The 13,002-nt window shown below is 61.9% G+C and carries 7 protein-coding genes, 1 other RNA gene and 3 pseudogenes; 3 read left to right on the top strand and 8 right to left on the bottom strand.

Going from position 1 to position 13,002, the window contains the following annotated elements; translation table 11 throughout:
• Positions 1-131: 131 nt before the first annotated feature.
• The 3 genes and pseudogenes from KWO_RS09790 to KWO_RS09775 all read right to left on the bottom strand — a co-directional run.
• Positions 132-701, bottom strand: a pseudogene (locus KWO_RS09790) (IS1595 family transposase); the annotation flags it as partial.
• Between the two features lie 118 nt (positions 702-819).
• Positions 820-1,800 carry an IS5 family transposase gene (locus KWO_RS09785; protein ID WP_017114881.1) on the bottom strand — a complete coding sequence of 327 codons (981 nt, stop codon included), beginning with the start codon at positions 1,798-1,800 and terminating at the stop codon, positions 820-822.
• Between the two features lie 69 nt (positions 1,801-1,869).
• Positions 1,870-2,257: pseudogene (locus KWO_RS09775) on the bottom strand (transposase); the annotation flags it as partial.
• 711 nt (positions 2,258-2,968) lie between these two features.
• On the opposite strand from KWO_RS09775, the gene KWO_RS09770 reads away from it, so the two are divergent.
• A complete protein-coding gene (locus tag KWO_RS09770) occupies positions 2,969-3,835 on the top strand; it encodes a crotonase/enoyl-CoA hydratase family protein (protein ID WP_010378449.1) in 867 nt (288 codons plus the stop codon).
• Between the two features lie 61 nt (positions 3,836-3,896).
• A non-coding RNA gene (locus KWO_RS09765) (sX9 sRNA) lies at positions 3,897-3,972 on the top strand.
• Between the two features lie 15 nt (positions 3,973-3,987).
• Here KWO_RS09765 and KWO_RS09760 read toward each other — a convergent pair.
• The 5 genes and pseudogenes from KWO_RS09760 to KWO_RS09740 form a co-directional block, all read right to left on the bottom strand.
• Positions 3,988-6,156 carry an ATP-binding protein gene (locus KWO_RS09760; protein ID WP_017113131.1) on the bottom strand — a complete coding sequence of 723 codons (2,169 nt, stop codon included), beginning with the start codon at positions 6,154-6,156 and terminating at the stop codon, positions 3,988-3,990.
• Positions 6,153-7,295 carry a cyclic di-GMP phosphodiesterase response regulator RpfG gene (gene rpfG, locus KWO_RS09755; RefSeq protein ID WP_010378456.1) on the bottom strand — a complete coding sequence of 381 codons (1,143 nt, stop codon included), beginning with the start codon at positions 7,293-7,295 and terminating at the stop codon, positions 6,153-6,155. Before rpfG ends, KWO_RS09760 begins: the two co-directional genes overlap by 4 nt.
• Before the next feature lie 139 nt (positions 7,296-7,434).
• Positions 7,435-8,952 (bottom strand): lysine--tRNA ligase, encoded by a 1,518-nt coding sequence (lysS, locus tag KWO_RS09750; protein ID WP_010367085.1) that lies wholly within the window; start codon positions 8,950-8,952, stop codon positions 7,435-7,437.
• A gap of 205 nt (positions 8,953-9,157) precedes the next feature.
• Positions 9,158-10,283, bottom strand: a protein-coding gene (prfB, locus tag KWO_RS09745; RefSeq protein ID WP_097370619.1) for a peptide chain release factor 2 whose coding sequence is annotated in 2 segments (ribosomal slippage) — positions 9,158-10,207 and positions 10,209-10,283 — 1,125 coding nt in all. Because the reading frame shifts where the segments join, the coding sequence is not laid out codon by codon here.
• Positions 10,284-10,537: 254 nt separating this feature from the next.
• Positions 10,538-11,473 (bottom strand): annotated as a pseudogene (locus KWO_RS09740) (LytTR family DNA-binding domain-containing protein); the annotation flags it as partial.
• A 159-nt stretch (positions 11,474-11,632) separates the two neighbouring features.
• Between KWO_RS09740 and KWO_RS09735 the strand changes: the two are divergent.
• A complete protein-coding gene (locus KWO_RS09735) occupies positions 11,633-12,844 on the top strand; it encodes an acyltransferase family protein (RefSeq protein WP_017113128.1) in 1,212 nt (403 codons plus the stop codon).
• Positions 12,845-13,002 lie beyond the last annotated feature (158 nt).

The following is a 13,002-nucleotide window of genomic DNA, read 5'->3' as shown; positions in this document are numbered from 1 at the left end:
CAAGATCGTTAACTTATATGAAATTTCGACGCCCGCATCGCCTACTAGCGCTGCGGGCGTTTTACATCAGCGGCTGAAATGAGCTGACGTCCTGGTTCAACACCGCCTAATCCGATTAAATTTTTAACTGATCAGCAAGCACTTTCAGCGGTGAACATGGGGACATCGCGCAGGGCCCGCTCGGACCACGGTGTGCTGGCGGCTGCGGCGGCCAGCAAGCTGGGCACCAGACGGGTCAGATCGAAACGGCGGTTGAACCGCCACATCGTCTCTGCCAGGTAGCGCTGGGCGTATGTGGCGAATTTGAGGGCGTGATAGGTGTCCAGCGAACGCTTTAGGTTGGACACCACCACGTTGACCCAGCGTGCGTTCTCTGCCTCGCAGCGACGTCGACCGCCCCCTTCGATCACCGTGTGCGCGTGCTCGGCGTCCAGTGCTCGAAACGCACCGAGTCCATCACTGTCGACATCTGCTCCAGGATGCAGGCGTTGCCCGATCCATTCCGACAGCGCCGCCTTGGTGAAGCCTGGGACCGGATCCATCACCGCGCGCAATGGACGAGCGTCTTCAGTGGTCTCCACGGCGATCACGAAAGGGCGCTTGTTCTCCGAGCCGCGCCCGGCCTTGCCACCGTTGCGTTCTCCGCCCAGATAGGCATCGTCCAGTTGCACGATCCCGCCCAACTTGCGGTTCGCCTCGCGTTAGGGAAGGTCTGAACAACGATGCCTGACAGGGCGGAAGGTGGCATGTTTCCGAAGAGTGGCGTTTGGAGCTTCGGATTTTTGCCATTTCTGGCGCTTTCCGGGGGAATTGCCCGGTTTACAGGCGCACGCTCCCCATAGCCGGCAGCAACTGCTTTCGCTTCATCCACAGGTTGGAGAGCGCAAACAAGGTCAGCACGTGTGCGGTGTTCTTGGCCAAGCCGCGATAGCGGACCTTGGTGTAGCCGAATTGACGTTTGATCACCCGGAATGGATGCTCCACCTTCGCGCGCACGCTGGCCTTGAAGTGCTCCCAACGCTGTTGCCGGGCACGCTCGCGGTTGTTGCCGATGCCTTGGATCGTCGAGGGCCTGGCGGCGATGAAGAATGCAGCTTCGCAGTCCTGCAGCTCTTCGCGTTTGTCTGCACCGGTGTCGCCGCTGTCGCCGAACACGCTGTCTTCTTTGCCATGCAGCAACGTGTGCATCACCGTGACATCGGCGACATTGGCCGCTGTGCAATGGACGTGGTGCACCAGCCCGGAAAACTCATCCACGCCGATGTGCGCCTTCATCCCGAAATACCACTGATTGCCTTTCTTGGTCTGATGCATTTCAGGGTCGCGTGCGTGATCGGCGTTCTTGGTCGAACTGGGTGCAGCGATCAGCGTCGCATCGACGATCGTGCCCGACCGCAGGCTCTGGCCCTTGCGCGCCAGATGCGCGTTGACCGCTTCCAGCATCCGCGCGGCAAGACCATGGGTCTCCAGCAGGCGCCGAAAATTGAGAATCGTGGTCGCGTCGGGAATGTCGTCCAACCCGCCGAGCTGGGCAAATCGCCGTAAGGTCGGAATCTCGTGCAGCGCTTCTTCCATTGCCGGATCGCTCAACGCATACCACTGCTGCAGCAGATGAATCCGCAACATCGTCGCCAGTGCGTACGGCTGCCGCCCGGGCCGCCCCGACACCGGATAGTGCGGCGCGATCAGCCCGAGCAGTTGCTGCCACGGAATCACCTGCTCCATCTCGGCCAGGAAGATCTCGCGCCGGGTCTGCTTGCGCTTGCCCAGGCCCTCAGCGTCACCGAACGTCAGTTGCATGGATCACTCCTCAACATGAGGCGGGTAGTGTCGCGTATCTGTGGTGAGTTGTTCAGAGGTTCCTTAGGTCATGGCCTGCATCAGCTTGTGCTTCATTGGCCACGCTGTCGGGTAGCTCACTCCCAGGTGTCGCATCAACTCCAGCGCCGACAGGTTGGTCTTGCTCTGGCCCAGCAGGTACATGCCAAGCAGCCAGGTGCGTAGCGGCAGCTTGCTGTTGTCCATTCACCGTGCCTGAGCGCAGGCTGGTCTGGCGATAGCAGGCCGTGCACTGCCAGTACGGGGTGCCGCGACGCTGGAATCGGCTGTGCGCGGTAGCGGCGCAATGCGGACAAACAACGCCCTGTGGCCAGCGCGAGATCTCCAACGCGTGCTCGCACTGCTGCTCGTTGCCATAGCGCTTGAGGAACGCCGGCAACGACAGCCCAGCTTGGGGCTGCACACGGTTCATGGCCATGATCTGGTCTCGGTGGAGCGACGGTTCTAGCATCGACCGGTCGGCTCTCACTGGCTGCGACTGTGCTGAATGATCGTGCTAATCAGGAGCTCTTTTGTTCACGCCCGGGCAGCAGCAAGAGACAGGGCGCGGCAGCTACCTCGCAGCTGTACGTGTCTAAAATAAAGAGTCCGGCAAGCTGAACGTGAAAAATCGGTTGGACCGATAAAATAGAAAGACCCTCAATCTCATGAGCTGCAGCGGGAATAAACGCCTCAAGACGCACATCAAGCCTGCTGGATGAAGCCGGGCTCGTAATAACACCATGTCGACCCCCTGGAATAGTGGCGACAAGGCTGTAACCCGAAAGCTCGTGGACTGGCGACTTTATGACATCTAATCAGCTCGGCATTGACGGTTGAGTGCGCTCCTCCTAGCTAAGCGACAACTTGCATGCTTGAGATAAGTCAGGCGACATATCCGCCTTCAAGTATTGGGCGCCCGACGCCCGGCACCTATCAGAACGAAGCTTGGGAGCGGTGCGGCAACGCAGGCAGACGATCGGCCGATCATCCATCTCCCCCTCCTCCACGCCCCGCAAAACAACCCACTCAAACGTTACTCTCTTGCGGCGCGTCGTTGTTACGCGCATAGATCGGAAGTCGGCGCAATTTCAACTTATTCCTCCGTCCAGCTGGCAGCCGACTGGACGGAACATCTCGGAGAATACGCATGTCAGTCGTCCTTCCCATTACCCGTCTTCAGCGCGCCTCCACTGTCAAGGTCGTGGCAGATACCTCGCGCGATGTGTACTGGATGCACATGCACGCTCACTTGGCCACTAGCTCGGAGCGTCCCTGCTTTTCCTCCAACTTGCTCGATGACTTGATCGAACACCAGCAAATCATTCGCAACGAGGTCAACAAAAGCCAGGCCGAATCGCCGTTTATGGTGCTCGTCTCGGATAGTGACGTCTTTAACCTGGGTGGCGATCTGGAACTGTTTTGCGGCCTGATCCGACGCCGCGATCGCGATGCGTTGCTGGACTACGCACGCCGCTGCATTCAATGTGCCCATGCCTTCACGACCGGCCTGCATGAGGATATGCACTGCATTGCCCTTGTACAGGGCAACGCATTAGGTGGCGGCTTCGAAGTTGCCTTGAGCTGCCATACGATCGTGGCCGAGGAAGGCGCGCAACTAGGCTTGCCGGAAGTTTTGTTCGATCTGTTTCCGGGCATGGGTGCTTACTCGTTCCTTTGCCAGCGCATGCCTCCGCGTCAAGCCGAACGCCTTATGCTCGAGGGCAATATGCACAGCGCAGAGGAGCTGCACCGGCTCGGCGTGGTGGATCACGTCGTACCGCGCGGCGAAGGATTTGCGGCAGTGGAGCAGATCATCCGAGAGGGTCGGCGTATCCCACATGCGTGGAAGGCAGTCCAGCAAGCAAAGCGTGCCAGCAGCGCGCCATCTCTGGACGAGCTGATGAAAATCACCGAGATCTGGGTCGACACTGCGCTGCAGCTTGGTGACAAGTCACTACGCACAATGGAACGCCTATTCCGAGCCCAGGACCGTCGCAGCATTCGACGCGACTAAGAGCGGCTAACAAAACTACTGCGCAACCGCCAGGCGGGCGCGGCCTGTGCTCGGAATCGGCATGTACCACTCGTACACTCCGGTTTCTGTGCGCCGTCCGCACCCACCTGACGACTGCTCGCTACGTTTTGTTAGCTGCTCTAAACCGTTGATCAGGAAAGCGGCGACTGCTGGTCGCCATCGCGCTGGTCTTGTCGCTGGCGCGCTTCTAACGCATCACGGCCCTGAGCCAGGGCTTCCTGCAATTGCGCCAGCTGGCTTTGCCAGTCTGGCGGCAACGGGATGGCCAGCAGCATGGCCTTGCTGGCCAATGCTGCAAGGCGCGCCAACCCAAGGTTGGCGGACACACCGCGCAGCGCGTGGGCATGCGCGCGATATTCTTCAGACTGGCCCGCCTGTCCGGCCTGCTGTAACGCTTGCAAGCAGCGAGTGGCATCTGCCAGACATTGCGAGACGAACTGGGATTCGAAGGCATGCCCCATGCCTAACTCGGCAAGTTCGTCGAGCACCTGCGGGTCGAATGCCAGTTCGTCATCCAACCCGGTTTCCTGGGCAGGCACACGGCCATCGGCAGCGAATCTTCCGCCGCTGGCTATTCCCGCCAGCACCCCCAGTAATTTGCTGGCTTCCAACGGCTTTCCAAGAAAAGCATGTACGCCAGCTTCTTCGCAGCGCCGAATCGATTCCACAGTCACATCCGCGCTCAAAATCACCACGGGAACGTAGGACATCCCGCTGGCATGCATCACGCGCATCTGTCGCAGCAGATCCAGTCCGCTCAGACCCGGCATATGCAGATCGGAGATCACTGCGTCGCAGCTCTCCTGAACCAGAAGGTCCAGTACGTCCTCCGTTCCCGCAAGACAGACCACGGTGTGCCCAGCCTTTTCCAGCATCCGCTGGACCACCATGCGATTTGCCTGGTGATCATCGACAACCAGTATCCGCATCGAACGCACGCGAGCGCGATGGCGCAGAAACGGATTGGAAAAGGCAATCACATTGCTGACCTTGTCCGGCAGCTCTTCCAGCAGAGCTGCTTTCTCGATCATCGGCAGCTCGGCTTCGACCCCGATCGGCACCTCGAACCAGAACACACTGCCGCAGGGATGATTGTCGCGATACCCGATCCGCCCGCCCATGCTTTCGACCAGCCCTTTGGCGATGGTTGTCCCCAGGCCGGTTCCCTCATAGTGGCGGTTCAAGCCCATATCGCCTTGCTGGAAAGCATCGAACACCCGCGACTGCATCGCCACTGGCACCCCGATTCCAGTGTCGCGCACCTCGAAGCGAACGCAGATCCGATCGCCAGGTAGCGAGGCCACTCGCGACACTTTCAGATCAACGCTTCCCTCGTCGGTGAACTTGACCGCGTTGCCGATCAGATTCAGCAGCACCTGCGACAAGTGTCCTGCATCGCCAACCAGGTTGGCGGGTACATATGCGGCCACTTCTACCTGATAGCCAATCCCCTTGTTGGTAGCCTGTGGACGCAGGATCAAGGCAACCGAGTCCAGAAGCGAGGCCAACAGGAAATGGGTGCGGATCAGGCGGACCTTGCCAGCCTCGATCGCGGAGATATCAAGCACCTCCTCTACCAGCGAACGCAGGTTGAGCGCCGATGCCTGGATCGTCTTCAAGTATTCGCTTTGCTCGGCATCCAGCTTGGTCACTGCCAGCAGCTCTGCGGTCCCGGACAGCCCATTCAACGGCGTGCGAAACTCATGACTCATGTTCGCCAGGAACTTGCTCTTGGCCTCATTGGCGTGACGGGCGTCGTTCAACGCTCTGGTCAGCGCGGTGAGCAAAGCGCGGAAATACAACGGAATGGCGATCTGGCCCAGCAGCAATCCGCCGGCCAATGTCGGAATCGAGCGCCAATAAGGGGAAAACAGGCTCACCAGGATCAGGCTGAGCGTTCCCACCGCAGTGGCGGCGAGTAGGTATCGGCTGCCATAGCGCAGGCCATTGCCGATTGTCACCCACAGACAGACGACATACAGAACTCCGCCCGCATCGGCCGTGGCGAGCATCAGCACGACGATGCAAGCATAGTCGCTCAGCATGCCGATGCAGCGCCGCACATGCGAAATGCCTGGCTTCACGGCAATTGCTGTCAACAAGCCGAGAGACACCACAATCTCCCAGCTCAGTACCCACCCAGTCTTGGCCAGATAGCCGGAGCGACCCGGTTGGTGCTCCATGGTCCAAACGTAAGCAAACAACAGGATCGCAATGGCAATACGCACATAGTGCTGCAGATGCTCGCTATCCGGACGCTGCCGGAAGCGGATTCGCAGCGCGTCTATCAACGCGCTCATCCCACTTGGCCCGGACGCGGCGATGCGGTCGAGAATTCCTGACAGATCTCGTCCAGCTGCGCACGGCCGCGCAACAGCGCATCCACGCAGCGCGGGTCGAACAGACGGCCGCGTTGGGCATACAGATAGGCCAGCGCGGCATCCATGGTCCAGGCTTCCTTGTACGGGCGCTGCGACAGCAGCGCGTCGAACACGTCGGCTACCGCCACGATGCGCGCTTCCAGCGGAATTGCCTCACCGACCAGGCCATCCGGATAACCGGTGCCGTCATAACGTTCGTGGTGACGCAGCGCGATCAAAGCGCCGATCTGGATGAAGCGGTTCTGGCTGCCGCTGAGCAACTCGTAGCCAATGCGCGGATGGCGTTTCATCACGCTCATCTCGTCGTCGGTGAGTTTGCCCGGCTTGAGCAACACTGAATCGGGAATGGCGATCTTGCCCATGTCGTGCAGCGGGGCGGCCATTTCGATGATGCGCACCTGGTCTTCCGACAACCCCAGCTGCTCGGCAATCAGGCCGGCCACATGCGACATGCGTTCCAGAAACGCACTGGTGCCCGAATCGCGGTACTCGATCGCGCGCGCCAACCGTGACAAGGTTTCGCGCTCGCGCTCTTCTACCTCATTCATGCTGGCCAGCAGGCGCTGTTCCAGCGACAAGGCGCGTTGTTTGACGCTCTCGCTCTGCTGGCGCAACTGCAGCAGGTTGGAGCAACGCGCGCGCAGCTCGCGCGGGCGGATCGGCTTGACCAGGAAGTCGATCACGCCGGCTTCCAGCGCCGCCTGACGAATCGGTTCGTCGCCGACGATGGTGATCAGGATGATCGGGATATCGCGATGGCTGGGCAGCCGGCGCAGCCGACGTGCGAATTCCAGACCATCCATGCCCGGCATGCGGTAGTCGAGCAGCAATAGATCCACGCGCCCGGCTTCGCACCAGGCCAACGCGTCGAGCGGATCGCCGAAGTCGTAGACCTTGAGCTCCGGCGCAATGTCCTCGATGACGTGGCGCAGCATGGTCCGCGCAGACATCTGGTCATCGACAATGACGATGTTCAATCCCAGATCCGCCTTTTCCGCCCAGCTTCCCCATGTATCCGTCGACAACGCGCCGCCCGGACCCCCTAAAACATCCTGCATAGCCGTTGCTCCTCTATCTCGAGAACGGAAAAGCGATAACGCCGGCGCTGTGCCGACTCCCCCGAACAATACCTTGTTCGAAGCTCCGCCCTAGCATATGCAGTATCTGTGCCGTCGGTACACCGAAGGCGCAAAAAAGTCAGGCTTCCGGACGCATATACGGGAACAGCAGGACATCGCGGATGGAGGTGCTGCCGGTCAACAGCATCACCAGACGATCGATACCGATGCCCAGGCCGCCGGTCGGCGCCATGCCGTACTCCAACGCACGGATGTAATCGGCGTCGAAATGCATCGCTTCGTCGTCGCCACCATCCTTGGCCTGCACCTGCGCCTGGAAGCGTGCGGCCTGATCTTCGGGGTCGTTGAGCTCGGAGAAGCCGTTGGCCAGCTCCTTGCCATTGATGAAGAGCTCGAAGCGGTCGGTATAGCCCGGCTCGGTGTCGCTGGAGCGCGCCAGCGGCGACACTTCGACCGGGTGGTCGGTAATGAAGGTCGGCTGCACCAGCGTGTGTTCGACGGTGGCCTCGAAAATTTCCAGCAGCAGCTTGCCCCAGCCGTAGGATGGCTTCACGCGGATCTTGAGGCGCTCGCAATGGCGCAGCAGCGCATCGCGGTCGGTACAGTCAGCCGCGCTGATCTCCGGATTGTGGTGACGAACGGCCTCATCCATGCGCCAGCGCCGGAAAGCCGGCGCCAAATCGATGTCCGCGCCATCCCAGCTCACCTGCGTGGTGCCCAACACCGACTGCGCGGTGTCGCGGATCACCTGCTCGGTCAGGTCCATGATCTCGTGGTACGTGGCATAGGCCTCGTAGAGCTCGAGCATGGTGAACTCGGGGTTGTGCCGGGTCGACACGCCTTCGTTGCGGAAATTGCGGTTGATCTCGTAGACGCGCTCCAGGCCGCCGACCACCAGCCGCTTGAGATACAGCTCCGGCGCCACGCGCAGGTACAGATCCAGATCCAGCGCGTTGTGGTGGGTGGTAAACGGCTTGGCGGTGGCGCCGCCGGGGATGTAATGCATCATCGGCGTTTCCACTTCCAGGAAGCGCCGCGCATCCAACCACGCGCGCATGGCGCGGATGATCTTGGAGCGCTTGATGAAGACTTCGCGCGCTTCCGGGGTCACTATCAGGTCGACGTAACGCTGGCGGTAGCGCTGCTCCACGTCCGACAGGCCGTGCCACTTGTCCGGCAGCGGACGCAGCGACTTGGTCAGCAGACGCAGCGCGCTGGCCTTGACCGACAGCTCGCCGGTCTTGGTGCGGGTGAGCCAACCCTCCACCGCCACGATATCGCCGACATCCCAGCCCTTGAAGGCGGTGTAGGCATCGCCCAGCACATTGCCTTGCAGGAACAACTGCACGCGCCCGGATTCGTCCTGGATCTGCGCAAAGCTGGCCTTGCCCATCACCCGCTTGGCCATCAGGCGGCCGGCCATCTTGACCGTGCCCCCGCTGGCTTCCAGCGCTTCCGGGGTCCAGGTGTCGGCGTCGGCGAATTCGGCCTGCAGGTCGCCGGCGAAGTGTTCGCGCACGAAGTCGTTGGGATAGGCGATGCCCTGGCCGCGCAATGCGCCCAGTTTCGCGCGACGCTCGGCGATGAGGCTGTTCTCGTCGGCGGGGGGCTGCGGCACGGGGGTCTGCTCGGTCATGGCGGGAATCGATCTGCTGTGGGTCGGGCGAAATGCCCGGTGGGGAATGCGGAACCGGCGACGCCGATCCTCTTTTTACAACGACGGTGTGACGAAGGTACGCGTTATCCGCGGCTCCGGGAGCTGCAGTGCATTAACACCGCTGCGTCACGGGTACTGCGGAGCTGCGCCAGGATGCCGTCGCGACGGCCACCTGGCGCGGCGGTCAGGCATCCAGGCGTTTGGAGCCCGCTGCCAGACCGGCCTTCAGGCTGGCCTCGACGAATTCGTCCAGGTCGCCGTCCAGCACTTTCTGCGTATCGCTGCGTTCGATGCCGGTGCGCAGATCCTTGATGCGGCTCTGATCAAGCACGTAGTTGCGGATCTGGCTGCCCCAGCCGATGTCGGACTTGGTGGCTTCCAACGCATCGCGCTCGACGTTGCGCTTCTGCACTTCCAGTTCGTACAACTTGGCCGCCAGCATCTTCATCGCGTTGTCGCGGTTCTGGTGCTGGCTGCGGCCGGTCTGGCATGCGACGACCGTATTGGTCGGGATGTGCGTGATACGCACCGCCGATTCGGTCTTGTTGACGTGCTGACCACCGGCGCCGGACGAGCGATACACGTCGGTCCGCAGATCGGCTGGATTGATATCGATCTCGATGTTGTCGTCCACTTCCGGCGACACGAACACCGAGGTGAAACTGGTGTGTCGGCGGTTGTCCGAGTCGAACGGCGACTTGCGCACCAGCCGGTGCACGCCGATCTCGGTCTTCAACCAGCCGTAGGCGTACTCGCCTTCGATGCGGATGGTGGCCGACTTGATGCCCGCCACTTCGCCGCCGGAGACTTCCATCAGCTCGGTCTTCCAGCCACGCGACTCGGCCCAGCGCAGATACATGCGCAGCAGAATTTCGGCCCAGTCCTGCGCCTCGGTGCCGCCAGCGCCGGCCTGGATGTCGACGAACGCATTGGCGCCGTCCATCTGGCCGGAGAACATGCGCTGGAATTCCAGCTTCTCGACATGGGTCTGGTACTTGTCCAGATCGGCGATCACCGCCACTGCGGTGTCTTCGTCCTGTTCGCTCTCGGCCAGCTCCAACAGATCGCCCGCATCGGCCAGGCCCGACAGCACATCGGCAATGCCGATCACGGTCTTTTCCAGCATCGAACGCTCGCGGCCCAGGGCCTGCGCGCGCTCGGCGTCGTTCCACACATCGGGGCTCTCAAGCTCCCGGCTGACTTCCTCTAGACGCTCTTTCTTGACGTCGTAGTCAAAGATACCCCCTGAGCGAGAGCACGCGATCGTTGAGATCGGTGATGCGCTGGCGGATCGGATTGGTTTCGATCATGACGGACTTCCGGCAAACAAGCTGGTTAGTTTAGCAAGCGGGCGGCGGCGGCGAAACGCGGCAAAACTGTGGCCGCGCACGCTGTAGCACCTGTTAGTGCTCGGGCACTCGGCTGGCGTGCTCGACCGCTGGCGCCGCACGCAACCCACCATCGCGCGAAGGTGTCGCAACAGCTTCGACCTGCCACCGGCAAGGGGCTGGGACGAATTTGGGACGGGACGCTGGTCACTGCGGGCAGCGCCAGAGCAACGGAATGCGTCGGTCTTAGGCGCAGCCGCACCCTGCCCTGCATGCGCACGCAAGCCGGCCAGGTGGCTGCGACTGCACGGCAGCACGGTAGCGTCGCGCAGATGCACACGTGCATCGCCAGAATCCACAGGTTCAATCGCTTGCACCTGGCCCAGATTGACCAGATAGCTGCGGTGGATACGCACGAACACGGCCGGATCCAGCTTGGCCTCGATCGTCGCCATGGTGCTACGCAGAGGGTAATCGTGGCCGCGCACATGCAGGTTGACGTAATTGCCCGAGGCCTGGATCCACTCGATATCGGCGGTGGCGACCAGGAAATCGCGTCCCAACTTGCGCACCAGAAATCGCTCCGGGCGATCCAATGGCTCCACTGGCGGGCCATCGTCAGGTGCGGCGAGCAGATGCGCCTCGCCCTGACGGCGTCGTGCGTACCAGGCCAGTGTGTGCTGTACCGCCACCAGCAGCGCAAAGGTACGCAGATCATTGGACAGCTCGTAGACCCACTGCAGCCAGCCGCCGAAATCGTAATGCGCGCCAGCCAGTGCGTAGACCAGCATGCGCAGCACGACCATGCCGGCGACATGCAGCAGCCACCAACCCAGTGCAGCGGCCACATACGCTGGCAAGCGTCGCACCCAGGCATCGGCATGCAGCGGCCAGCGTGCGCAGAGCCACACCACTGCCGGCAACAGTAGAAGCGCAGCCGTGGCGCTACTCAATTCCCAGCTCAGCACCTGCCACACCACGATAGGCTGGCCATCGCGGCGCGCGGCAAGCCAGGAAGTCCAGACGTTGCCTAGTGCACTCAGGTAGAACACCAGCGACCAGATCACCACGGCCCAGCGTGTGGCAGCGCGGCCGGCCCTGTCGTGGATAGTTGGCGGGCGCGACCCGGTCGATTGCATTGCAGACGTCCGCAGTTGGCAGATGCCGATCATAGAGGCCTGCGCTACGTGGCGAAACCGCCATCCCTGCCGTCCCCATTCGTCCCTGGGCGGGCACCACTGGTCACTGCGGGCCGGGGTTTCCACCCCTGACACCCCCGGTGGAGCGGGCCGCTGGGCAGGATGCATCCACTCCTCCACCAGCCGCCGACCATGACCGAGCGCCGCCACGATATCGATGCCTTGCGCGTCTTCGCCTTCGCCCTGCTGATCCTCTACCACGTGGGCATGGCCTATGTGGCCGACTGGGATTTCCACCTCAAAAGTGTGCACACCGCCGAGTGGTTGCAGTGGCCGATGATCGTGCTCAATCGCTGGCGGATGCCGTTGTTGTTCATGATCTCCGGCATCGCGATCGGCTTGTCGCAGCCGCAGGCCACGCCGTGGCGCTTCGCGTTGCGTCGCTGCGGGCGGTTGCTGCCGCCATTGCTGTTCGGCATGTTCGTGGTGGTGTCGGTACAGGCCTATTGCCAGGGCGTGAGCAACGGCAAGGTCGCCACCGGCTTCGGCAGTTTCCTGCTGCGTTACTGGCAGATGCGCCCATGGCCTGCCGGCAGCTTCGATGGCTGGGAGCACGGCATCACCTGGAATCATTTGTGGTACCTGGCGTACCTGCTGCCCTACACCGTCGTTTTGATGGCGCTGGTATCACTGAGCAAGCTGCTACGGCTGCCGGTCTTCCCGCGGCTTCCCTCTTCAGTGGTCGTGCCGGCCTTGCTGGTGCTGCCGATCCTGTGGGAAGCGTTCTGCGTGATGTGGGTGATGCCGCGTCATCCACCGACCCATGCGTTGGTCGGCGACTGGTTTGTGCATGCCGAATCCTTCCCACTCTTTCTATTGGGCTATCTCTTGGCGCGCAACGAGCGCTTCTGGCAGTTGGCCATGCAACTGCGCTGGCTCACCTTGGTCAGCGCAGTGCTGGCTATCACGACCGAATTGGGCATTCGCTATGTGGGCATGCACGTGCAACCCGCGCAGGTACCGCAGGCACTGGCCGCGCTGCCATGGGAAACGCTGGAACACGCCGCACGCGCCGCTTACACCTGGCTGGCGCTACTGACCCTGCTGGGCTGGGCGAAGCAGCGGTTGAACCGCCCGTTCCGCTGGCTGCCGTATTGCACCGAAGCGGTATTCCCCTGGTACATCCTGCATCAGAGCCTGATCATCGTGGCGCTGTACTGGCTGATGCCGTTGCAGTTGAACGCCTGGCTGGAACCGGCGCTGGTGATCGCCGCCACGGTGATCGGCTGTCTGGCGCTACATGAGTATGTGATCCGGCGCGTGCGCTGGCTGCGGCCGCTGTTCGGCTTGCGTGGGCGCACGCATGCTGTGCCGCGCCAGCTCGGTGGTGCAACGGCTGCATGATGACTTGCTTGCGAGCGCACGTGGCTAGCCAACGTGCGATTCACTGGACGGCACATCAAGCAGCAACGCGAGTGCGCGCCGGATCTATGCTTTCGGAACCACCCTGCGCCCCGCCCTGCTTGCTGCCCCGCCTTACTCACCCCTCTTGTCGCCTTCGC

Source organism: Xanthomonas vasicola pv. musacearum NCPPB 4379, assembly GCF_000277895.2.
Classification (GTDB): Bacteria; Pseudomonadota; Gammaproteobacteria; order Xanthomonadales; family Xanthomonadaceae; genus Xanthomonas; species Xanthomonas vasicola.
Note: the sequence above shows the minus strand (reverse complement) of the source record. Positions and strands in the feature narration are given on the sequence as shown.

What these genes read in the sequence shown, in the direction of transcription:
- KWO_RS09735 (WP_017113128.1), top strand. Translation starts at nt 11,633, where the DNA reads ATGACCGAGCGCCGCCACGATATCGATGCCTTGCGCGTCTTCGCCTTC.
- lysS (WP_010367085.1), bottom strand. Translation starts at nt 8,952, where the DNA reads ATGACCGAGCAGACCCCCGTGCCGCAGCCCCCCGCCGACGAGAACAGC.
- KWO_RS09770 (WP_010378449.1), top strand. Translation starts at nt 2,969, where the DNA reads ATGTCAGTCGTCCTTCCCATTACCCGTCTTCAGCGCGCCTCCACTGTC.
- rpfG (WP_010378456.1), bottom strand. Translation starts at nt 7,295, where the DNA reads ATGCAGGATGTTTTAGGGGGTCCGGGCGGCGCGTTGTCGACGGATACA.
- KWO_RS09785 (WP_017114881.1), bottom strand. Translation starts at nt 1,800, where the DNA reads ATGCAACTGACGTTCGGTGACGCTGAGGGCCTGGGCAAGCGCAAGCAG.
- KWO_RS09760 (WP_017113131.1), bottom strand. Translation starts at nt 6,156, where the DNA reads ATGAGCGCGTTGATAGACGCGCTGCGAATCCGCTTCCGGCAGCGTCCG.